Annotated in this window: 19 protein-coding genes and 1 pseudogene; 13 read left to right on the forward strand and 7 right to left on the reverse strand. The window is 64.3% G+C overall.

Features of this window, described 5'->3' with window-relative positions; translation table 11 throughout:
* Positions 1–353: 353 nt before the first annotated feature.
* The 9 genes from ACVWZ5_RS25030 (at position 354) to ACVWZ5_RS25070 (ending at position 11708) form a co-directional block, all read left to right on the forward strand.
* A complete protein-coding gene (locus tag ACVWZ5_RS25030) occupies positions 354–1997 on the forward strand; it encodes an acetolactate synthase large subunit (RefSeq protein ID WP_028692242.1) in 1644 nt (547 codons plus the stop codon).
* Between the two features lie 188 nt (positions 1998–2185).
* Positions 2186–4132, forward strand: a complete 1947-nt coding sequence (locus ACVWZ5_RS25035) for a flavin monoamine oxidase family protein (RefSeq protein WP_457340933.1) — start codon at positions 2186–2188, stop codon at positions 4130–4132.
* 135 nt (positions 4133–4267) lie between these two features.
* Entirely contained in the window at positions 4268–5164 is an 897-nt protein-coding gene (locus ACVWZ5_RS25040) for a nitrilase family protein (RefSeq protein WP_062573098.1), read from the forward strand.
* 93 nt (positions 5165–5257) lie between these two features.
* Positions 5258–6325, forward strand: a complete 1068-nt coding sequence (locus tag ACVWZ5_RS25045; protein WP_301140370.1) for a hypothetical protein — start codon at positions 5258–5260, stop codon at positions 6323–6325.
* On the forward strand, positions 6322–7296 hold the full coding sequence (locus ACVWZ5_RS25050) for an asparaginase (protein ID WP_084941706.1): 975 nt from the start codon (positions 6322–6324) through the stop codon (positions 7294–7296). The genes ACVWZ5_RS25045 and ACVWZ5_RS25050 overlap by 4 nt, the downstream gene beginning before the upstream one ends.
* A gap of 85 nt (positions 7297–7381) precedes the next feature.
* On the forward strand, positions 7382–7936 hold the full coding sequence (locus ACVWZ5_RS25055; RefSeq protein WP_096048539.1) for a UPF0149 family protein: 555 nt from the start codon (positions 7382–7384) through the stop codon (positions 7934–7936).
* Positions 7937–8098: 162 nt separating this feature from the next.
* A complete protein-coding gene (locus ACVWZ5_RS25060; protein WP_062573100.1) occupies positions 8099–8728 on the forward strand; it encodes a glutathione S-transferase family protein in 630 nt (209 codons plus the stop codon).
* An 18-nt stretch (positions 8729–8746) separates the two neighbouring features.
* Complete coding sequence (locus tag ACVWZ5_RS25065) at positions 8747–10762, forward strand: pyridoxamine 5'-phosphate oxidase family protein (RefSeq protein WP_301140367.1); 2016 nt, start codon at positions 8747–8749, stop codon at positions 10760–10762.
* A 46-nt stretch (positions 10763–10808) separates the two neighbouring features.
* Positions 10809–11708, forward strand: coding sequence for a LysR family transcriptional regulator (locus tag ACVWZ5_RS25070; protein ID WP_028692250.1), 900 nt, complete (start codon positions 10809–10811; stop codon positions 11706–11708).
* A 46-nt stretch (positions 11709–11754) separates the two neighbouring features.
* Here the strand turns inward: ACVWZ5_RS25070 and ACVWZ5_RS25075 are convergent, their stop codons facing one another.
* From ACVWZ5_RS25075 to ACVWZ5_RS25085, 3 genes are all read right to left on the reverse strand, one after another.
* Complete coding sequence (locus ACVWZ5_RS25075; protein WP_457340934.1) at positions 11755–13173, reverse strand: aminotransferase-like domain-containing protein; 1419 nt, start codon at positions 13171–13173, stop codon at positions 11755–11757.
* A 17-nt stretch (positions 13174–13190) separates the two neighbouring features.
* The gene (locus ACVWZ5_RS25080) at positions 13191–14621 is read right to left on the reverse strand and encodes a transporter (protein WP_457340935.1); all 1431 of its coding nucleotides are present in this window, start codon (positions 14619–14621) and stop codon (positions 13191–13193) included.
* Between the two features lie 106 nt (positions 14622–14727).
* Positions 14728–15291 (reverse strand): TetR/AcrR family transcriptional regulator, encoded by a 564-nt coding sequence (locus ACVWZ5_RS25085; protein WP_084941710.1) that lies wholly within the window; start codon positions 15289–15291, stop codon positions 14728–14730.
* 148 nt (positions 15292–15439) lie between these two features.
* Between ACVWZ5_RS25085 and ACVWZ5_RS25090 the strand changes: the two genes are divergently transcribed.
* Together ACVWZ5_RS25090 and ACVWZ5_RS25095 are read left to right on the forward strand one after the other, a co-directional pair.
* Positions 15440–16228: an SDR family NAD(P)-dependent oxidoreductase gene (locus ACVWZ5_RS25090; protein WP_457340936.1), complete on the forward strand. Its 789-nt coding sequence runs from the start codon at positions 15440–15442 to the stop codon at positions 16226–16228.
* A 16-nt stretch (positions 16229–16244) separates the two neighbouring features.
* Entirely contained in the window at positions 16245–17246 is a 1002-nt protein-coding gene (locus tag ACVWZ5_RS25095) for an NADP-dependent oxidoreductase (RefSeq protein ID WP_301140364.1), read from the forward strand.
* Between the two features lie 33 nt (positions 17247–17279).
* On the opposite strand, the gene ACVWZ5_RS25100 is transcribed toward ACVWZ5_RS25095, so the two are convergent.
* The 3 genes from ACVWZ5_RS25100 to pdxR all read right to left on the reverse strand — a co-directional run bounded on the left by ACVWZ5_RS25100 (position 17280) and on the right by pdxR (position 20703).
* Positions 17280–18584, reverse strand: coding sequence for a type II toxin-antitoxin system HipA family toxin (locus tag ACVWZ5_RS25100; protein ID WP_457340937.1), 1305 nt, complete (start codon positions 18582–18584; stop codon positions 17280–17282).
* Positions 18581–18958, reverse strand: coding sequence for a helix-turn-helix domain-containing protein (locus tag ACVWZ5_RS25105; RefSeq protein ID WP_186599698.1), 378 nt, complete (start codon positions 18956–18958; stop codon positions 18581–18583). The genes ACVWZ5_RS25100 and ACVWZ5_RS25105 overlap by 4 nt, the downstream gene beginning before the upstream one ends.
* A gap of 245 nt (positions 18959–19203) precedes the next feature.
* Entirely contained in the window at positions 19204–20703 is a 1500-nt protein-coding gene (gene pdxR, locus ACVWZ5_RS25110) for a MocR-like pyridoxine biosynthesis transcription factor PdxR (RefSeq protein ID WP_343582281.1), read from the reverse strand.
* 348 nt (positions 20704–21051) lie between these two features.
* Here pdxR and ACVWZ5_RS25115 point away from each other — a divergent pair, with 348 nt between their 5' ends.
* Positions 21052–21522, forward strand: coding sequence for an N-acetyltransferase family protein (locus ACVWZ5_RS25115; protein WP_457340938.1), 471 nt, complete (start codon positions 21052–21054; stop codon positions 21520–21522).
* Between the two features lie 259 nt (positions 21523–21781).
* Positions 21782–22102: a helix-turn-helix domain-containing protein gene (locus ACVWZ5_RS25120; protein ID WP_336196559.1), complete on the forward strand. Its 321-nt coding sequence runs from the start codon at positions 21782–21784 to the stop codon at positions 22100–22102.
* 39 nt (positions 22103–22141) lie between these two features.
* On the opposite strand, the pseudogene ACVWZ5_RS25125 reads toward ACVWZ5_RS25120, so the two are convergent.
* Positions 22142–22350: pseudogene (locus ACVWZ5_RS25125) on the reverse strand (hypothetical protein); the annotation flags it as partial.

Below are 22350 nucleotides of genomic sequence, written 5' to 3' on the forward strand. Positions count from 1 at the left end.
TGTGGGGCTTCCCCATGTGAGAGTAGGTCATCGTCAAGATTCATTTCGCAAAACCCCTATCTGCGCGAGCAGGTAGGGGTTTTGTCTTTTCCGCGTTCCAGGCGCGAACGCCGCTCCTACACAGGCATCCGTTTGCTGACGATCATGCAAATATCCTTTGCTCGTCGGCCACCTCACATCGGCGCGTCACAGGTGCGACAATATTGCCGTCACATTAACGTGACTTCCCCGTACCTACCCTGCGTCAAGGCTTAGGTTCGGGGCAATCCTGGCACCCGGACCGAGCGATGCCAGCGTACCGTGCTGCGCATTTCTGGACTTTCACCGTCCTATTACTTGAGGTTAGAAGCAAGATGGCCAAGGCCGCCGATGTCGTTGTGCAATGCCTGGAAAACGAAGGTGTCGAGTATGTGTTCGGCATTCCCGGTGAGGAAAACCTCGACTTGCTCGAGTCCCTGCGCAAGTCGAAGATCAAGCTGGTACTGACCCGCCACGAGCAGTCCGCGGGCTTCATGGCCGCCACCTACGGCCGCCTGACCGGCAAGACCGGCGTCAGCCTGTCGACCCTCGGCCCTGGCGCGACCAACCTGGTGACCGCCAGTGCCTACGCTTACCTGGGCGGCATGCCGATGATGATGATCACCGGTCAGAAGCCGATCAAGAAGTCCAAGCAGGGCCGTTTCCAGATCATCGACGTGTGCGGCATGATGGACCCCATCACCAAGTACACCCACCAGTTCGCCTCGGCCGACAACATCCCAGCGCGCATGCGTGAAGCCTTCCGCCTGGCCGAAGAAGAGAAGCCAGGCGCCGTGCACCTGGAGCTGCCGGAAGACATCGCCGCCGAGCAGACCGACGCCTTGCCGATCCCGCGCAGCCTGCACCGTCGCCCGCTGGCCGAGCACGTGGCTATCGAAGCCGCCGTGCAGAAACTGCAGAACGCCCGCAACCCGATCCTGGTGATCGGTGCCGGCGCCAACCGCAAGATGACCGCCAAGGTCCTCAAGCAATTGATCGACAAGACCGGCATCCCGTTCATCACCACCCAGATGGGTAAAGGTGTGGTCGACGAGCGCCATCCGCGCTTCCTGGGCAACGCCGCGCTGTCCTCCGGTGACTTCGTGCACCGCGCCGTCGAAGCCGCCGACCTGATCGTCAACATCGGCCACGACGTGATCGAGAAGCCACCGTTCTTCATGGTCCGTGGCGGCACCGAAGTCATTCACGTCAGCTTCCGCTCGGCCGAGGTAGACGCCGTGTACTTCCCGCAGGTGGAAGTGATCGGCGACATCGCCAACGCCGTGTGGCAGATCAGCGAAGCGCTGACCGACACCAGCCACTGGGACTTCACCCGCCTGATGGCCATCCGTGAAGCGAACGAAGCACAGATCGCCGAAGGCGCCGACGACGACCGTTTCCCGGTCTACCCGCAGCGCATGGTCGCCGACATCCGTCGCGCCCTGCCATCCGAAGGCATCGTCGCCCTGGACAATGGCATCTACAAGATCTGGTTCGCCCGCAACTACAAGGCCCACAAGCCCAACACCGTGCTGCTGGACAACGCCCTGGCGACCATGGGCGCCGGCCTGCCATCGGCCATGGCCTCGCACCTGGTGTACCCGGATCGCCCGGTCATCTCGGTATGCGGCGACGGCGGCTTCATGATGAACAGCCAGGAGCTGGAAACCGCGGTACGTCTGGGCATGCACATCACCGTGGTGATCCTGCGAGACGACGGCTACGGCATGATCCGCTGGAAGCAGGCCAACATGGGCTTCACCGATTTCGGCCTGGACTACGGCAACCCGGACTTCGTCAAGTACGCCGAAGCCTACGGTGCCAATGGCCACCGCGTGGAAAGCGCCGAAGGCTTCCTGCCGCTGCTCGAACACTGCATCAAGACCCCAGGCGTGCACGTGATCGACTGCCCGGTGGACTACAGCGAGAACGACCGCATCCTCAACAGCGAGCTGCGTGAGCGCGCGCTGGCGGTCTAAACCGTAGCACCCTCATCGCGGGGCAAGCCCGCTCCCACGTTGTGCAAGAACAACGTGTGAGCGGCTTGTCCCGCGACAACGTAAGTACAGGCAACAACGTACGCTGCACCACCATACACATCTACCCATCCCCACCTCTCTGCTCCCGGCATGCTCAGGCTCATCACCAACCCTGAGAACCCGAGATCATGACCATTGGATCAACGTACAACCATCCCGCCGACATTGCCGTCGAGCCACGCACCCTAGTGCTGCCATGGGCCGCACGTTTCCCGAATCCGCCTGACCTGTGTTTCGACTACCGACGTCTTGTCGAACAGCAAGGCGGCATTGCCCAGGTTGCTCGTCCTGCACACCGCATCTGCATTGTCGGTGCTGGCGTCACCGGCCTCACCGTCGCACGTGAACTGCTGCGCTGTGGTTTCACCCAGATCACACTGATCGAGCAAGCCCGGCGAATTGGGGGGCGTCATCTCACCGTGTCATCCTCTGCTGACAAGCCAACAGTACACACCGCTCCCTTCGAGATGGGCGCCATGCGCATGCCGTTCTTCAACCGTACCGGCGAGCCGCCCAAGGCAGGCCATTCACTGATGGCTTACTACGCAGATCTGTTCGACCTGCGACTTTCCGACTTCCCCAACCCTGGCACGCCCTGGGTCAATGCAACAGGTATCTACCTGCGTGAAGGCCAACTTGAAGGGGAGGGTGATCCGAAGCTGCTGATCTGGAAAAACCCCGAAGGTCACACTCCGCCACCAACTGCGGTACTACAGAGGATTCATAGCAAGTGGCGGCGCTTTGCCGAGCGTTTCACCGAACAGGTGGCCGTCATCTACGGCACAGAAGGTTGGCTGACGACGTGGTCGGCAATCGTCGAGCGATATCACAGGCTGTCGTTCCGTGACCTGGTATTGCTACCGATCCTGGAGGCTTGGGACCCTGGCAATCCAGGCGATTTCGGTGGCCTTGGCATGGACCGTGACGAGTCGGCGATCTTCTATGCAATCGGCATCGGTGATGGCAGCTGGGGCGCCTTCTACGACGTGTGTTGCCTCTATCCGCTGCGCACCGCCATTTTCGGGTTCAGCAGCCACCTGCAGCTTGTGCATGGTCGCGTAGATGACAAGGGGAGAGTGCTTGCAGCGCCCTATCAGGATGTCGAGACTGTTCCCGACAGCAAAGGCCTGCATTTCCAGGCACCTGCCTACCTGGGGATCGCCGCGTTGGATGAGGCCCTGCTGTTCATGGACATCGCTGGCCTGGGCGAATCCTTGTACAGCCAATGCGTGGCGCGTAAGGATGGCCTGCTGTCGGACAGCTCGGTTCATGGCCTGCACAAATTGGCCGATGGCCGCATCCGCGTCGATTACCGTTGGCGGCACAGCGATGAAGCCAAGGCTCAGCCGATGAGCGATGTGTTCGACAGCGTGGTGCTTACCACGCCGTCCTGGTTGATCGAAACAGGGATGCGCCTGGAGGGCTTCTCCCTGAGCATGCTGCCACCGGCCATTGTCGAGGCCTGGAAGCATGCCCATTGGGAAACCAGCTGCAAGGTTTATGCGCCGCTGCGTAAAAGCTTTCTCGACCAGCATCCCCACCTGCCGCAGATCCTGGTCACCGACAGCTTCGTGCACGATGTCTATGCCTACCGTTACAACGATCAGCACACCCGCGATTGCATCCTGCTCAGCTACACCTGGGAGGACGATGCCACCAAGCTGGCGGCGTATACAGACGCGGAGCTGGTGGAAAAATGCGTAGCGGAACTCGATCGGATTCTGATGCGTTGCACCAACATCGGCGAACCCATCTCGCCGCATATCGATCTTGGAAACACTCGCATACAAAGATGGATGACAGACAGGAATGCACTTGGCTGTGCGAAATTGTACCGGGCGGGTGCCTATTACGACGCGGTCAGCCTGATGAAGTACAACCGCGACCTGAGTGCCCATTCAGGGCTCTACCTCGCCGGGGAGTCTTTCTCTGTCGATGCCGGCTGGACCGAGCCGTGTCTGCGCACCGCCATCGACACCGTGATCAACCTCTGCAACAACACCGGCGCACATTTCAAAGGGGGCTTCAGCCTCGAGCACTATCCGCATTATCAGGTGCCTCGACAGGCGCTTTGAAACAACTTTGTAGGAGTACTCTTCCACGTATTTTCGCAATCTCCCTCAGTTTCACAGGATCCTGCTGACTGTTGCCCCACCTGCCATGCCCGATCTACTGGCGGCCTTCCACAACAACCAGAACAGGAAGCCGCCATGCAGGAACACACCACTCCCGTCAGCCCCGTGCGCATTGCCGTCATCCAGTACGACCCGCAGGTCGGCCTGGACCACTGCGATGGCAACCTGAGCCGTGGCTTGGCCCTGGCCCGCAGCGCCGCGCGTGAAGGGGCGAACCTGATCGTGCTGCCGGAGCTGGCCAATACCGGCTACACCTTCAACTCCCGCGCCGAGGCCTATGCCCACGCCGAGTCGCTGGAGGATGGACGATGCCTTCAGGCCTGGGCGGAGTTCGCCCGTGAGCAGCAGGTGTATCTGGCCGCAGGCTTCGCCGAGCGGGACGGCCTCAAGCTCTACGACAGCGCCGTGCTGTTCGGCCCGCAGGGGCTGCTCGGGCATTACCGCAAGGCGCACCTGTGGAACCAGGAAAAGCTCTGGTTCACCCCCGGAGACCTGGGCTTCCCGGTGTTCGAAACGCCCATCGGCCGCATCGGCCTGTTGATCTGCTGGGACATCTGGTTCCCGGAGGTGCCACGGCTCATGGCCGCGCAGGGCGCCGACATCATCTGCAGCCTGAACAACTGGGTCTGGACGCCGCCGCCGCTGTTCGACGAGGCCGGGCGCTGCATGGCCTCGTACCTGACGATGACCGCGGCCCACTCCAACAATGTCTATATCGCCGCCGCCAATCGCATCGGTCGCGAACGGGGCGGGCGCTTCCTCGGTTGTTCGCTGATTGCCGGTACCAACGGCTGGCCCATCGGCGAGGTGGCCAGTGCCGAGGAGGAGTGCATCCTCTATGCCGACGTCGACCTCAGCGCCGCCCGCTCGGCGCCGATCTGGAACAGCCTCAACGACCTGCCGCGTGACCGGCGCACCGACCTCTACGACGCCACCCTGGGTTATCGGCTGCATGCGCCGATGCCACGTTGAGGAGGCGTCATGGAACAGCGCCTTTCTTTACCGCGACAACGGTCGTCGTCGCTGACAATCCTGGGCCTCGCACTGCTTTGCATTGCCAGCCTGATGTTGGGTGGATGGCCCGATTATGCGCAGCTCCTCGCAACCCTCGACCAGCCGCTGAGCAGGCTGCGCTGGATTGTCGGCGATATCAGCGAGGTCGCCTTCTACAAGCATGAGCTGCCGGCACTGGGGCTGCTGCTGGGGGCGAGCCTCGCGCATTGGGCCCAGCAGCGCGGGTATTGCTGGCAAGGCTTTGCCATCTGCTACGGCACCGGGCTGTGGCCCTGGCTGATCATCAGCTCGCTGCTCGGCCTGCTGCTCAGCCATGCGTTGTGGGGCTGGACGCTGGACGGTGGTGCCTGGCAGCCGACCTTCGTCGCCTTCGTCTCGCTGCCAGCGGCCATGGTCCTGCTGTTTGGCGGCGGTTGGCGCGTTGCGATCAATGGCGCGCTGCTGGGTGCCGTGCTGGTGACGCCGGCCAGCCTGCTGCTGGTCAACTACCTGTGCTACCCGCTGCAGTTGCCGGTGGTGATTGGCAATGTCAGTGGCATGGCCCTGGCCAGCGTGCTGGCATTCCTGCTGTGCAAGCGCTTTCCGGCGCTGGTTCGCGATGGACAGCGCCCGGTGGTCGCCGCGACGGCCAGCCAGCCCGACTATGGCGTGATCTGGACCCTGCGCCGGGTACTGGCCGATTTCAGCGAGGCGCCATTTTTTGGCAATGAACTGGCCAGCCTCGGCTTGCTGCTGGGCGTCTTGCTGGCTTATGTATTAGCCCCGGCGGCGCCGGCCTACGGCTCGCAACTGGTGCTGCAGCTGGTGGCCGGGCAGGTATTGGCATCGCTGGTCGGTGTGCTGTTCTGGCGCCGGCAATGGAAAGAGCTGGGTTGGTATCCGACCTATATTCCCATCGTGTCGATCGTGCCCGCCGCCGTGCTGACACTGGGCGGCAGCTGGCAGGTGATCGTCACCAGCGCCGTGCTCGGCGCGCTGATCGCGCCGCCGCTTGCCGTGGCCATCGGCCGGCGTCTGCCAAGCTACATGCACGGCTATATCGGCAATGTCCTGTCCATGGCCATCAGCACCCTGGGCATCGTGCCCCTGGTCGGCCTGCTTGCGGGAGGTAATCCATGACATCACCACGTGTTTCGATCGCCAGCCTGGGCGGCACGGTCAGCATGCAGTCTGGGGCGCCAGGGCAGGGTGTGACACCCCGGCTCGATTGCGCCGCGCTGTTGGCGTCCCTGCCGCAACTGCAGGCACTGGCGCAGATCAGCACCGCCACGTTGTGCCTGGTGCCGAGTGCCTCGCTGGCGTTCAGCGACATGCTGGATGCGCTGGCCTGGGCAAGCGCGCAAGTACAAGCGGGGGCCCAGGCCGTGGTCCTCACCCAAGGCACCGATACGCTGGAGGAGACCGCGTATTTCCTTGACCTGCTCTGGCCCCATGACACCCCGCTGATCCTGACCGGCGCCATGCGTTCGGCCAGCCAGCCGGGCGCGGATGGTCCGGCGAACCTGCTGGCGGCGGTGCAGGTGGCAATCGCCGATGGCAGCCGGGGGCGTGGCGTGCTGGTGGTGATCAACGACCAGGTCCACCTGGCCGCGCGGGTACGCAAGACTGCCAGCCTGGCAATGGCGGCCTTCGAGTCGCCCGGCACAGGGGCGATAGGGGAGGTCGTGGAGGGCAGCCCAATTTACCGCCAGGCTGCCACGCCACGGCGGGTGTTGCCCCTGCCGATGCAGGTGGATCACCAGGTCGTCGTGCTGGAGGCCTGTCTCGATGCCGATACAAGGCTGCTGCAAGCGCTCGGTGGCCTGGGCTATTCAGGGCTGGTGGTTGCCGGCTTTGGCGCAGGCCATGTTTCCGAAGCCTGGGCCGAGGCGTTGGGGAGCATCGCCGGCAACATGCCGGTGATCATCGCCACCCGCACCGGCAATGGCCCGACAGCCCTGGGTACCTACGGATTCATCGGTGGTGAGATCGACCTGCAGGCCCGGGGCCTGCACATGGCCGGCTGGCTCTGCCCGCGCAAGTGCCGACTCTTGCTGTGGCTGCTGATCGGCACCGGGCGGCAGGCCGACCTGGCGCACTGGCTGCAGTAATAGACCGATGCCCGTTCCCGTGATGGGAGCGGGCAGGCGTCGCCTTGTGCTAGGGTGCACGCACATTTACCCAGGACACCCACCCATGCTCCCCGCGCTCAGCGAAAAAGAACTCGACCGCCTCGAAGACCTGCTGATCACCTACGGCAACGATTATTCGGTGCTCAACCTCGCCGAGCTCAACGGCTTCTTCACCGCTTTGGCCAGCTCCCCCAATAAGGTCAACCCTGAGCAGTGGCTGCCTTCTGTCGCTGGTGGCAAGGTACCGAAGTTCAAAAAGCCCGCCCATGAAGAGGCCTACACCGCGTTGATGCTGCGTTATGCCAGCCAGGTGGCGGAAGAGCTGGGCAACGACCTCGAGCACTTCGAACCGCTGTTCGAGGAGAGCGAAGGCGAGGAAGGTCCGGCGATCATTCTCGAGGAATGGTGCTTCGGCTACATGCGCGGTACCCAGGTGGCCGAGTGGAGCGAGCTCCCGCCGGAGCAGGATCGTCTGCTCAAGGCCATTTCCCTGCATGGCCTGGAAGACAATTTCGAGCTGCTCGATTCGATGAGCTTCGATGAGCGCCAGGCCTGTGTGCCGCTGGTGGTCGAGGCGGCGCGGGGGTTGTATCAGTACCAGAAGCAGCACCGTCATTGAGATCGCCATCCCGGGCGCGTGGAGGCGGGCTGGCCGCACGACTGTAATTATTCCACCTACCGAAATACTGGATTGCTCCCAGCACTGATTCTGCTGTCGGGCGATCCAGTGCAGCATGTCCTCCAGCAGCGCCACTCCCGGCGCTGATCCGGAGCCTCGCACATGTCAAGCCCGATCAAACTCTACAACTTCCCCAAGTCCGGCCACGCCCACCGCATCGAGTTGATGCTGTCGCTGCTCGAACTGCCCACCGAGCTGGTCTTCGTCGACCTGGCCAAGGGCGAGCACAAGCAGCCAGAGTTTCTCGCCATCAACCCCTTCGGCCAGGTGCCGGTGATCGATGACAACGGCATCGTCATCGCCGATTCCAACGCCATCCTGGTCTACCTGGCCAAGGCCTACGGCGGTGAGCGCTGGTTGCCTGCGGATCCGGTCGGTGCCGCCCGAGTGCAGCGCTGGTTGTCGGTCGCGGCGGGTCCCCTGGCCTTCGGCCCGGCAGCGGCACGTCTGGTGACGGTGTTCGGTGCCTCGTTCAACACCGATGAAGTCATTGGCCGCGCCCATACCCTGCTCAAGGTGATCGACGCCGAACTGGCCAAGGGCCCGTTCCTGGTCGGTGACCAGGCGACCATCGCCGATATCGCCAACTACTCGTACATCGCCCACGCGCCGGAAGGCAACGTGTCGCTGGAACCGTACCCCAACGTGCGCGCCTGGCTGGCCCGTATCGAGGCGCTGCCGGGCTTCGTGCCGATGCCGCGTACGGTCATCGGTCTGCAGACCACGCTCTGAATCCCGAGGAATGCCGCCATGCAATCGCCCTGGCATGCAGGTGAAAAACAGCTGCAGGAGCACGTCGGTGTTGCCGAGCGCATGGAGGCGTTCGGGCAGAAGGTCATTCGTGACTACATGCCCGACCAGCATCGCACCTTCTACCAGCAACTGCCGTTCATGGTGGCCGGTGCCGTGGACGCCGCAGGCAAACCCTGGGCGACGCTGCTCGAAGGCCCGGAAGGCTTCGTCAGCTCGCCCGATCCACGGCAACTGTTGATCGGCGCCGATCTCGCCAGCGACGATCCGGCCACGCCGGGCCTGGTGGCGGGTGGCGCCATCGGCCTGCTGGGGATCGAGCTGCACACGCGGCGGCGCAATCGCCTCAATGGCCTGATCCGCCGGGCCAGCGCCGGTCAGTTGGAGGTGGTGGTCGAGCAGTCGTTCGGCAACTGCCCGCAGTACATCCAGCTGCGCGAGTACACCCGCGTCGACGAGCCGCCGCAGGCGCGTAGGGATTCATCGGTACTCGATGCCGCGACCCGCGCCATGATCGAAAACGCCGACACCTTCTTTGTCGCCAGTTACGTCGAGCAGGAAAATGGCCAACGTGCCGTGGACGTGTCCCACCGCGGTGGTCGCCCCGGTTTCGTCAGGGTCGAAGGCAATCGCCTGACAATCCCCGACTATGCCGGCAACCTGCATTTCAACACCCTCGGCAACCTGCTGGCCAACCCGCTTGCCGGCCTGTTGTTCGTCGACTTCACCACGGGCGATGTGCTGCAGGTTTCCGGGCGCACCGAGGTGATTCTCGACAGCCCACTGATCAGCGCCTTCGAAGGCGCCGAGCGGATCTGGACCCTGGATATCGAGCAGGTGGTGGTCCGCCCGGCTGCGGTGTCGTTGCGTTGGGCCTTCCAGGAGTACGCCCCCACCAGCCTGATGACCGGCACCTGGAGTGAAGCCGAAGAGCGCCTGCAACAGCGTGAGCGCCAACGCCAATGGCTGACCTGGCGCGTGCTGCGTATCGAGCAGGAAAGCCGCGATATCCGTTCGTTCTACCTGCAACCCGAGGAAGGTACGGCGGTGGCCTTCGCGCCCGGCCAGCATATTCCCGTGCGCCTGCAGGTGGATGGCGGGGTACCGCTGATCCGCACCTACAGCCTGTCCAGCGCGCCGTCCGATGGCCACCTGCGCATCAGCGTCAAGGCGCAGGGGCCGGCGTCACGCTATCTGCACCAACAGGTAAAGGTTGGCGATCGGCTGGAGGTGCGTCAGCCCATGGGCAGCTTTACCCTGGATCAGCAGAGTAAGCGGCCCCTTGTGCTGATCGGCGCGGGCGTCGGCATCACCCCGTTGATCGCCATGCTTCGTGAGCAGTTGGCCAAAGGGCAGCGGCGGCGCATCCACCTGTTCCATGGCGGGCGCACACTGGCCGACCTGCCGTTCCAGCAGGAGCTTGCCGCACTCCAGCAACACGCCAATGGCTTGCTGAGCATCCATCGTGCCCTGAGCCGGCCTGAGCCTCAGGCCGTGCCGGGGCATGACTACGAATTCGCCAGCCGCCTGGGCATCGAGCAGATCAAGGCCACGCTGGCATTGGACGACTACGACTTCTACCTCTGCGGTCCGGCCAGCTTCACCCAGGACCTGTACGAAGGCCTGCGTGGCGTGCATGTGCCCGACGCCCGCATCCATGCCGAAGCCTTCGGTCCCTCGACCCTGCGCCGCCACACCGACGACAACCAGCCGACGCTGCAGCAGCCCCCACCCGCCAGCGAACCGGTGCCGGTGTACTTTGCCAGCTCTGCCAAGGAAGCGCGTTGGGCGCCGGACAGCGGCACCCTGCTGGAGCTGGCGGAAAGCCGTGGCCTGTCGCCGGACTTCAGTTGCCGAGGCGGCTCCTGCGGTACCTGCAAGACCAAGCTGGTCAGCGGCCAGGTCCACTACCCGAACCCGCCCGCCGAACTGCCCGAGCCTGGCAGCGTGCTGATCTGCTGTGCCATCCCCGCCCAGGCCGAGGGCGGCGTGCAGCCCCTGGTACTGGAGCTCTAGCGTGACCACGGCGATAATCGCCCCACGACAACGCGTGGGGCGCGGCATGGACCAGATCCACCTGATGAAAGTGTTCGTGGCTGTTGGCGAGCTGGAAAGCTTCGCCGCCGCCGCCCGCCGCCTGGCTATCTCGCCGGCGGCGGTGACCCGCGCGGTCACTGCCCTTGAGGAACAGCTCGGGGTCAAGCTGCTGCTACGCACCACCCGCAGCGTGCGCCTGACCGAGGCCGGCGGGCGCTACCTGCAAGACACCCGGCATATCCTCGCCAGCATCGTCGAGGCCAACGAAGCCGCCGCCGGCATCAACGCCGCGCCCAAGGGCGACCTGGCGGTGACCGCGCCGATCCTGTTCGGCAAGAAGTTCGTCATGCCGTGCATCGTCCGTTACCTGCAGCAGTACCCCGAGGTGGATGTGTCGGCGTTCTTCCTCGACCGCGTGGTGAACTTGGTGGAGGAGGGCATGGACGTGGCGGTGCGCATCGGCCAGTTGCCCGACTCGGGCCTCAAGGCATTGCGGGTGGGCAAAATGCGCCGGCTGCTGTGCGCCTCGCCCGAATACCTGGAACGCCACGGCACGCCGCGCCATCCCTCGGAGTTGCAGAAGCACGAAGTGATCGCCGCCGGGACCCTGTCACCGCGCACGGACTGGCGTTTCGGCGCCATCGACGACCCGACGCTGATCCGCATGAAGCCGCGCCTGACCGTGACCAGCAACGATGCCGCCATCGCCGCGGCCAGCGCCGGGCTCGGGATTGCACGGCTGCTGTCGTACCAGGTGGCGGATGAAGTGGCGGCCGGGCGCTTGCAGGTGATCCTGGCTGAATACGAAGAAGCGCCGTGGCCGATCCATATCCTGCATCGCGAGAGCAAATATGGCTCGACCAAGGTGCGGACCTTTATCGATATGTTGGCCGAGCATTTGCGCAGCCAGGCACATCTGGCTTGATTCCGGACCTTGGGGCGCAAAGCGCCCCCAAGTACCTTAAACGCAATCAACACCTCGAAAGCGCCGTACACTCCGCCAGCACCCTCAACCCGCCCATCACCTCAGGCGTAATCACCCGCCCCAGGCACACCCGCAACCCGGTGCCACACTCCCCATCGGCAAAGAACATCCCGCTGGCGCCGACATTGCAGCCACGCTCTGCCGCAAGCCGTTGCAGCGCCACCATGTCCGTCCCTTCCGGCAATTCGATCCAATGAATAAATCCACCCTGCGGCGCCACATACCGCGTCCCCGTCGGAAACACCGAGCGCACCAGCATCTCCATCACCCCGGCCTGCGCCGCCAGCCGCCCACGCAGCTTCGCGCAGTGCGCCTCCATGTACCCGCGCGCGATGAACTCGTCCAGCACCCGCTGGGCCAGGCTCGACACCGCCAGGTTGCGCGAAAACAGCTGGGCCAGGATCGCATCCCGATACCGCCCCGCCACGCACCAGCCCACCCGGTACCCCGGCGCCACGGTCTTGGAGAACGAGGAGCAATAGATCGTCTGCCCGGTCGTGTCGTAGTGCTTGATCGCCTTGGGTCGCTGCGCCTCGTCCACCAGGTCGAAGAAGATATCGTCCTCGATGATCGGCACATCCGCCGCCTGCGCCAACTGTGAGAGCCGTGCCCGCGCCGCGTCGGGCATGATGAAGCCCCGTGGGTTCTGCAGCGTCGGGTTGAGGAACACCACATCGACCTTGCCGCGCTTGAGCGCCCATTCCAGGTGCTCGAGGTCCATGCCGCTGTCGGCGTGGGTGCGGATGGGCAGGGCGCGCATCCCCAGGCGTTCGATGGTCTGCAGGATGCCGTAGTAGGTAGGTGTTTCGATCGCTACCGTGGCGCCCGGACGGGCTACGGCCTCGAGGGCCAGCTCCAGGGACACGGTGTCGCCCGAGGTCACCAGGATTTCATCCGGGCCGCAGGCCACGCCGCGCTGCAGCATCAGCCCGGCAATACGTCGGCGCAGCGAGGCCAGGCCAGGCGGGGCGATCAAGCCGGCCAGCGGCTGATCGGCCTTGCTGGCCAGGGTCGTCAGGCACTTGTTCAGCAGCACCTGGGGCGTGAGTTCGTCATGCAGCACCGCCGAGCTTAACGACACCCCGCCGTTGCTGGCGGCCTGAGCGAGCATGGCGACCACCGCGTGGTTGACGTTGACGCTGACACTGGCGAGGTCAAAGCCCTGCACCTGGGCCGCGCCCTTGGCGACGAAGTACCCCACCCGGGGCGTGGCTTGCACATAGGCATTGGCCTCCAGTTGCGCCAGGGCCCGTTGCACCGTGGCCAGGCTGCTGTCGAACAGCCGCGCCAGTTCGCGCACCGAGGGCAGCTGCGTGCCGGTGGGCCATTCGCCGCTGTCGATCTGGCGCAGCAGCCAGGCGTTGACGGTGTGCCAGCGTTTGTCGGGCTTGGGGTTGCGATCCATGGCGGCCTTGTGTGGTGTCAAGCGGGGGCCCCGGAAAGGTAGAGCAAAACCGTGCCCGTTGCAGCCACGATGACGATGTTCAGCAGCACCAGGGCGAAGCCGAAGCGGATCAGCCCCTGCTCTTCCTCACGGTCGGCCCCGGCCAGCCCGATGACCAGCGACAGGATCGACAACGAGCCCAACGCGCCATGCCCCGCGGCGCTGTTGGCCATGGCTGCCAGCCAGGGGCCGTGGGCGCTGGATAATGCCGCAATGGACGGCATCACCAGCGTGGTGCCGCCGACATTGGAGCCTGTCACGTAACCGGCCAGCCCGGCCAGCAGCGATACCGTCGAAGCCAGCGACACACCCGACATTGCTTGCAGCGCGCGTTGCGCCTCGACCAGGAAGCCGGCCTTGACCATCACCTGGGAGAGCAGCAGAAACAGGAAGATCGTTGCCACCGGGAACCGCGCCCGCTTGACCAGCGCCTGCCACGGAAAACCAGCGCCCTGGCGCCCGACCATCATCAGCACCACCAGCAGCAAGGCCAGCCCCGGCGACGCCAGCGGCTTCCACGACACGTTATTGCCATGCACCACCCACAGCCCTTCCCAGCCCGACAGCAGGAACAGCCCCCGCGAGGCGATGATCACCCCCAGCAAGGCCAGGTACGGCCATGCCGCATGCGGCCAGCGCACCAGGGCACCGCGCCGCGCCCAGGAAAGCCCCAGGCCGACGCACACCACCGTCAACCCGGCCAGTACCCCAGCGGCTTCGGGGCCAATCCAGCGGTTGATTACATACAGCACCACACTGAACAACAGCGAAACCAGCCCCAGGCCAAGCCACGCCTGTACGCTGCGAACCCGTGCCAACGCCAGTGCCACCGCCGCGAGGGCGAGGAACACCGGGGCGCTGACCAGTGCCGAATGGCTGCCCAGTTCCTGCGCCGGCACATGGGCCAGCAGCGCGCCAATCACCGTGGCAAGCCCCAGCGTGCCCCAGGGCATCACCACCATGCCGGCCAGGGCCATCTTCATGCCGACCTGGCGCGAAAACAGCCCCATCAGCAGCGGCACCGTGGCGATCAGCGATACGCCGAACCCGGTCATCGCCTCCAGCAGCGGCGCCAGGCCCAGCACGATGAAGATCACCTGCATTGGCGGCGTCCAGCCCAGCTCCCGCACCCAGGCGCCGATCGCCTGCGGGGCGTTGGCGCGTTCGACCAGGATGACGAAGGCCAGCCCGGGAACGATCACGCAGGCGGTGCTGAGGAACAGGATCAGCGTGTCTTGCAGGATGGCGCCGGACACCGCCGTCGACAACGGTTGCGCGGCGCCCAGGCCCCACAGCAGCAGGACACCGGCCACGCCGGCCAGCGCGGCCTGCACGGGTGGGCGGCGCAGCAGCAGGATCAGGGCGATCACCAAGCCAATGGGGGACATTTGCAGCAGCAGGGCAGCCATGATGCGGGTTCCTTCAGCCATCCGGGGAGTGAGATGGAGGGTGAAGGGCGGGCGCCTGCTGGAACAGATACAGCGCCCGGGCGATTTTCAATACAGCCCGGCGGGGTTACTGCGGTGTCAGCAACCGGTCCCGACAGGCCTGGAGAATGTCATCCGCCAGCGGCGAATCGTCCGGGCAGGCGCGGGAGAGCGTGATGGCGCCCACCAGGGTAGCGATCACGCCCAGGCGCCGGGCGCGTTCGGCCTGCTCGTCGGCGGCATCCGTCGGCTCGCTGGCGGCCTGGAGCGTTGCCAGCAAGCGCTCGAGCCCGTCGGCAAACACTGTCTTCACGGCGTCGGGCTGGCGTGCGGCATCGCTGGCCAGCGCCGCCAGGGTGCAACCTGAGGCCGGGTTGTCACGGTGCTCCCTGGAGAGGTACTGGCGCAGGTAGTCCGCCACACCGCCACCGTCGGTGCCGGAGGTGTTCTGCGACAGCCCGCAGGCCGCCGCCTCGGCCATGAGGTCGGCCTTGGAGCCGAAATGCTTGTAGAAGCCGCCATGGGTGAAACCGGCGGCCGCCATCAACTCGGCGACGCCGACCCCGTCATAGCCCCGCTGGCGGAACAACGAGGAAGCGGTCTCGACGATATGGGCGCGGTTGGCCTGGGCTTGTGCCTTGGTGACTTTCATGGCGGATGACTCCTGCGCCGTGGGGATGAGGTTCATCATACATTGATGTCAGTCATCATCAAAATGTTGACATGGTTAGATTATGATCGTAATCATAACGGCTAGGCCCACCCCGATCGGGTGTCGCCACCCACCTTGAGGATTTGCCATGAGTGCCTTGCCTTCCGTTCTCGTCACCGGTGCCTCCAGCGGTATCGGCGCCACCTATGCCGAACGCTTCGCCCAGCGTGGTCACGACCTGGTGCTGGTCGCCCGCGACCAGGCGCGCCTGGAGGCCCTGGCTGCCCGCCTGCGTGAGCACTTCGCTGTCGCCGTCGAGGTGCTGGTCGCCGACCTCACCCAGGCCGATGCCCTTGCTCGGGTCGAAGCGCGGTTGCGTGAAGATGCGCGTATAGGCGTGCTGATCAACAACGCCGGGCAAGGTCAGTCAGGGGGCTTCCTGGGGCTGGATGGCGCAAGCCTCGAGCGCCTGATCGGCCTGAACGTCACCGCCGTCACCCGCCTGGCTGCCGCCATTGCGCCGCGCCTGGCCGAGCAGGGCGCTGGCGCGATCGTCAACATCGGCTCGGTGGTGGGGCTGGCGCCGGAACTGGGCATGACCGTGTATGGCGCCACCAAGGCGTTCGTGCAGTTCCTGTCCCAGGGGCTGGCGCTGGAGCTGGGGCCGAAGGGGGTCTATGTGCAGGCCGTGCTGCCGGCCGCGACCCGCACCGAGATCTGGTCGCGTTCCGGATTGGATATCAACACGTTGCCAGAAGTGATGGAGGTGGAAGACTTGGTCGATGCTGCGCTGGTGGGTTACGACCGCCGCGAAGCGATCACCATTCCGCCCTTGCAGCACGCCGACCGCTGGGCTGCGCTGGATGGCGCCCGACAGATGCTGATGGGGGATTTGCGCCAATCCCAGGTCGCCGAGCGCTATCGCAGTGCGCAGTGAGTCACGGGAGATCTCAATCAAAGCTTTCATCATCGATCGTTATGGCAAGGATGTCGTCGGGCGTATCGCCGAAATGCCCGTGCCCACCCTGGGGGATGACGACGTGCTGGTGCGGGTCCACGCCGCCGGGGTGAACGCCCTGGACGTGAAGCTGCGTAACGGCGAGTTCAAACGGGTGCTGCCGTACCGCCTGCCGCTGATCCTGGGCAACGACCTGGCCGGTACCGTGCTGCGCGTGGGTGCCCGTGTCACCCGCTTCAAGCCCGGCGACGAGGTCTATGCACGGCCCGGGCAGGCACGTATCGGCAGTTTTGCCGAACAGATCGCCGTCACCCAGCAGGCGCTGGCGCGAAAGCCCGCCAACTTGAGCATGGAACAGGCCGCCGCGCTGCCCTTGGTGGCCTTGACCGCTTGGCAGGTATTGGTGGAAACCGCCCAGCTCAAGCCGGGGCAGAAGGTGCTGATTCATGCGGGCTCCGGTGGCGTGGGCAGCATCGCGATCCAGTTGGCCAAGCACTTGGGGGCGTTCGTCGCCACGACCACCGGCACGGGCAATGTCGAATGGGTGAAGGCCTTGGGCGCGGATGTGGTCATCGATTACAAGCGTCAGGATTTCACCCGGGAATTGCGCGACTACGATGTGGTGCTCAGCGGGTTGGAGGCAGGCACCTTGGAGCGCTCGGTGCAGATTCTCAAACCGGGTGGCCAGCTGATTTCCATTTCCGGGCCGCCCACGCCTGAGTTCGCGGCCGAGCAAGGGATGGCTTGGCCATTACGTCAGGTGCTTCGCCTGCTCAGCCGCCGCATCCGCAAGCGTTGTGAGGCCTCGGGCGTGCGCTATCGGTTCGTGTTCATGCGCGCCGATGGTCGACAGTTGGAGGCCATCACCCGGCTGGTGGAGGAGGGGATCCTGACGCCGGTGCTCGACCAAGTGTTCGCCTTCGAGGCTACCGAACAGGCGTTGGCGGCGGTGGCAGGTGGGCGGAGCAAGGGCAAGGTGGTGGTGCGGGTGGCTTGAGCTGCGCGTCCAGCCCTCGGGAGGGGCGTTTATTCAAAGCCCCTCGCCAAGATACAGGCGGTGTACTTCACCGATTCGCTTACTGGCTGAGGTTGGCACCCCAGCGTCCTGGGCAAACTGCGGCCATTGTGCGACGGCTTCGCAGACTTCCTTGATGATCCGCCGTGCGTCCATGCCACGCACTTGGCTGGCAACGCTTAACAGATCGTCGAGGGTGAAGTCGTCGCGTTTGCCGTTCACGGTCATCTGGTGGGTATCGACCCAGAAACTACCTGGCAGGTAGGAGTAGGAGACGTCATAGGCTGGCGTGAGGTACCAGGTGCCGTCGGTGTCCATCATGAAGGCCGTGTTCTTGGTGTGGTCGTCCTGGTTGCGTGCCACCAGGTTGAAGACCATGCGGCGGTAGAACTGTTCGGCACCGTCGCGGGAAATCCGCAGTGCGCGCATCACCGCGAAGGCCTCGGCATAGGAGTATTGGCCAGGCTTGCGGAAGTCGGCGTGGTCGAGTGCGCACAAGGTCGCCACGTGGATCTTTTCACCTTCGGTCGTGCGGTCGAAGCGCCGGGTCATGAAGTGAGCGCGTCCACCTTCCTCCAGCAATCGGCACTCGGTCATGGTGATGCCGGCCGCCTTGGCCATCAGGTGGTAGGCGTACTCGATGCGCCCGTAGCCTTGCGAATCAGCCAGTACGGTCGAGTCCTTGGCCACATCGAACTTGAGCAACCAGTACTCGAAGCCCGGCGGCGCGGTGACCTGGCCCGAACGGATTTCGCCTTCGGCATTCATGGCGATCACCGCCTTGGCCCGGGCACCGCCCGCGCTGGTACCGATCTGGATGAGGTGCTGCAGGGCGCTGTCGTCCAGCGACGGGTCCTTGGCATCTAGGCGCTCGGCGATCGATTCGCGTTCGGACAACACCTCGCTGGCCAGGTGCACCAGGGCATCGATATGGATGCTCTCCCCCTTGTCCCGCTCGGTAGCCATCGCCGGACGATATTCCAGGGCGCCCATGCCGCGCTTGCCCTGGTACAGCAGGCGCTCGACCGGGGTAAACGTTGCCTTGTCACGCCCCTGCTGGGCCAGCCAGGCATCGATCAGCGCGTTGCCGAAATCATCGGGCAGCGAGTCGGCCAGGATCGAGGGCAGGGCCTTGAAGGTTTCGCGGTCCAGCCCCTGGAACACATAGGTGTAGTCCTGGCGCAAGGGCATGTGGACCGGCGAGATCTCAAGGCCGGTCCTGACGAACTCGGGGGTGTATTCGAACTCTCCGATCTGGGTCTGCGTGTTCCAGTTGAGCGCGCCTACATACACATCCCAGAGATAGATCCGTGCAATCACCAGCTGTCATCCTTGTCGGGTTTCGGGCCACCAATGAGCGTGGGCTTGCCGATAGGCGTCCTGATTCCGTGTTCAGGCGCCGGCGGTGTAGCCCGTGTGACGGTCGCCCGCATCCGCTGTTTGCCCTGCATTTTTGCCAGTTGCACGGGGCTGGTCCTGACGTCCTCGATGAGGGAGGCGAGACGATCAAGCTCTCCCAGCACCCTCAGGACGGCAATCACGTTCACCAGGGTGCCTTTGCCTGCGGTGAGCTTGCGGTAGGTCTCCCGGGAAATCCCGGCTTCATGGGCGACGATGTCCTGGCCAATATTACGCTTCAGGCGGATAGCCTCAATGCGTTGGCCGATCTCGTTGGCGATAGCGTCGTCAGTCATTGATATGGCTTTCATAACGCCTGGGATCCTATGCTTAAAACGCTGTTATTGACCTGAATGCCTAGAATTCTAGACTTTGTATAGTGCACTTGAAAGGAAAAGTCGCTACTGGATAAAGACTAGTTTTCTAGGCGCTGAGTGTACATTTTAGTGTTTTTGCCAAGAATCCTAGGCGTTGTCTGATTCTGGTTTTCGCGGCGGATTTCAGCGATTGGTTTACCACATTTCTTCTCGCGCAGAACGGGCTACCGCATCGAACGTCCCGAAGTGACCAGACCTGCCAGCACCTTCTCCAGTTTCACCACCGCTTCCCTCATCTGCGCGGGTGTCAGTGCCGCAAACCCCATCAGCACGCCGGCATCGTTCCTCGGCACCGCGTACAAGCTGCCCAGCCCCAACAGATCGATGCCCACCCCGCGTGCCGCCCTGACCACGGCGTCTTCAGGCAAGCCCTGTACGAAATGGCAGGGCATCTGCAGTCCGCCGGCGGGCACCTGCGGCACGAGAAACGCCCCCAGGTGCCTGCGCAGCAGATCCGCCAGCACATCCCGCCGCTCGGCGTAGAGCGCGCGCATGGCCCGCACATGGGCGTTGAAGTGCCCGCCTTCCATGAAGCGGGCCAGGGTCAGCTGGGCGATGGAGGCGTTATGCCCGTCCTGCAGCGTGCGGGCGGCGGTCATCGGCGCGACGAGCTGGGGCGGCAGCAGCAGGTAGCCGATGCGCAGGCCGGCGAACAGCGATTTGGTGAAGGTGCCGATGTACAGCGTGCGGTCGTATGGGTCCAGGCCCTGCACGCAGGCGGTGGGGCGGCCGGCGTAGTGGAACTCGCTGTCGTAGTCGTCCTCGATGATCCAGGCGCGTTGCTGGCGCGCCCATTCGATCGCCAGCAGGCGCCGGTCCAGCGCCAGGGTCGCACCGGTCGGGTATTGGTGCGAAGGGGTGAGGAATACCGCCCGGGCATCCGGCGCCAGCCGGGCCATGGCGTCCACCTGCAGGCCGTGCGCGTCCACCGGGACCGGCACGCCTGCCAGGCCGGCGGCGGTGACGGCCTGGCGGGTGCCCTGGTAGAGCGGGTCCTCGACCAGCACCTGGTCGCCTGCGTCCATGAGCACCTGGGCGCACAGGCCAAGGGCCTGCTGCGAGCTGGTGAGGATCAGGATGCGCTCGGCGGATGCCTGGGCCCCGCGCTCGAGGTTGAGGTAGTCGGCGATTGCCCGGCGCAAGGGGGCCATGCCCTGCGGCTCGCTGTGTTCCAGCGCCCGCGTGCCGTACTCCTTGTATACCTGCCGCTCCAGCTTCTCCCAGATGGCCAGGGGAAAGTGCCGGGTTTCGGCCACGCCCGGGGCGAAGGGGCGGGGCGACTGGAAGTTGTGGACGCCACCGCTGTGCAACAGCGCTTCACCACGGCGGCTCAACTGCACGGGGGCTTCGGTGTGTGGCTGGCGCTGGCGCTTGCGCGACGGCAGGCAGCGGGCCCGTTGCGACACGAAGCTGCCACTGCCCACGCGCCGCTCGATAAAGCCTTCGGCGTGCAACTGGCTGTAGGCCGACTCCACGGTATCCCGCGACACGCCCAGGGACTGGGCCAGCGGGCGCGAGGCGGGCAGCGCCTTGCCCACCGGCAGTGCGCCGTCGAGGATCAACTGGCGGATCGCCCGTTGGATGCGCACATGCAAGGCCAGCGCGGCGTTTGCGGGGTCGTTGATCCAGGCTTTCACCGATTCCAGCTGCGCGTGTTTGAACATTGGCCTGCTTCCCTGGCTGATGGACCTGCCAATGCCGGGGCCGCTTCGCGCCCCTTTCCGACCAATCCGGCGCCCCGGCAAGGCCCGCTCCCACAGGCGACCGCGATCCCCTGTAGGAGCGGCCTTGTGTCGCGAAAGGGGCGCAAAGCGCCCCCGGCAATCTCAAGCCTTACCCCTTATCCAGAACCTCAAAATGGTCTGGCAACTTCCGATTAATTGGCAGGTAAAAACCAACCATTTATCCGCTATAAAACCCAAGCCCGCAAGCAACCACCAAGGAAGGCAAGCGCTACGGGCAGGCCGGCCCCTCACTCATCCACACTGCTTTGCCCAAAAGGGGTTCCACCAATGACCACCACCCAACTACCCGTCTTCATCCGCGAAGTGAAGCAAGCCGACCTGCAGCCCTGGCGTGACTACTGGTCGCAATACCAGGCCTTCTACCAGGTAGACCTGGGCCCAGCCATCACCGAGCGCACCTGGGCCCGCTTCTTCGACCCGGCCGAGCCCATGCACTGCGCCGTGGCCACTGACGGCGAGCGGCTCTTCGGCTTCGTCCACTATGTGTTCCACCGCTCGACCTGGGGGCGCAACGACTTCTGCTACCTGGAAGACCTGTACGTGTGCCCGAGCGCCCGGGGGCGGATGATCGGCAAGCAACTGATCGAGTTCGTCCAGGACCAGGCCCGGCAGCAGCAGTGCGACCGGCTGTACTGGCATACCCAGGAGACCAACCGGACTGCGCAGCGGTTGTATGACTGGATTGCCGAGAAGCCGGGGGTGATTGAGTACCGGATGCCGCTGGATGTCGCTCACTAAGGCCATTGTGCCTAAGTCCGTGGTGAGCAGATAAGGGCGTGGGAGCGGGCTTGCCCCGCGAAGGGGAGCACCGGCTTTGCGGTGCAATCTCCTGCGGCACAGCGCCGCTCCCACGCCCCAGTCATCAGAAATCCTCCTTCGAAATCCGCCTGAGTCTTACGGTGCTGTCAGACCATTCAGAAAGACGAACCCCTCCCTGGCAGAGGAGTTCTTAATCCAATATTTTGTGCCTTAACTGCGATTTGTTGAGTTAACACACATGAAGTTGGATTTAAGTCTTACCAAACCCAGCGAACTCATGAGGGCCTTGTGCGAGCGCTTGCGCACCGAGCGGCTTGCTCAACAGATGTCGCAAGCGGAAGTGGCTGCTCGTGCCGGCATCGGCACTAATACCGTGCCCAACCTTGAAACGGGACGAAATGTCGGTTTTGAGATTCTGATCCGAGTGGCGATGGTTCTAGGCCGGAGAAAAGAGCTTGAGGCGCTGTTTTTGCCGAAGGTGGAGTGCATAGCCGACATTGCTCGCTATGAGCTTGGTGCCAAGTGCCAACGTATCCGGAAGAAGTCAGGGCAGGATTGAACTGGGCTGCATGGCAGCCCTTTCAGTGGATCGCAGGGTTCAATCGCCAACCCCATGCAACCGCAACGCCCGCTGCGCACATTCCTTCCAGCTCAGCTTGCGCCGCTCGGGCACCACCACGGGCTTCTCCGCTGCCATCACCACCGGCATATCTGAATCGCCCCTGGTTTCGTAGACACCTCCAAGCCTCATAATGAGGCCCAAATAGGAGGTGCCATGAGTCGTCAGCGTTACCCTGAAGAATTCAA

The sequence above is a fragment of the Pseudomonas sp. TE6283 genome (genome assembly GCF_054060555.1).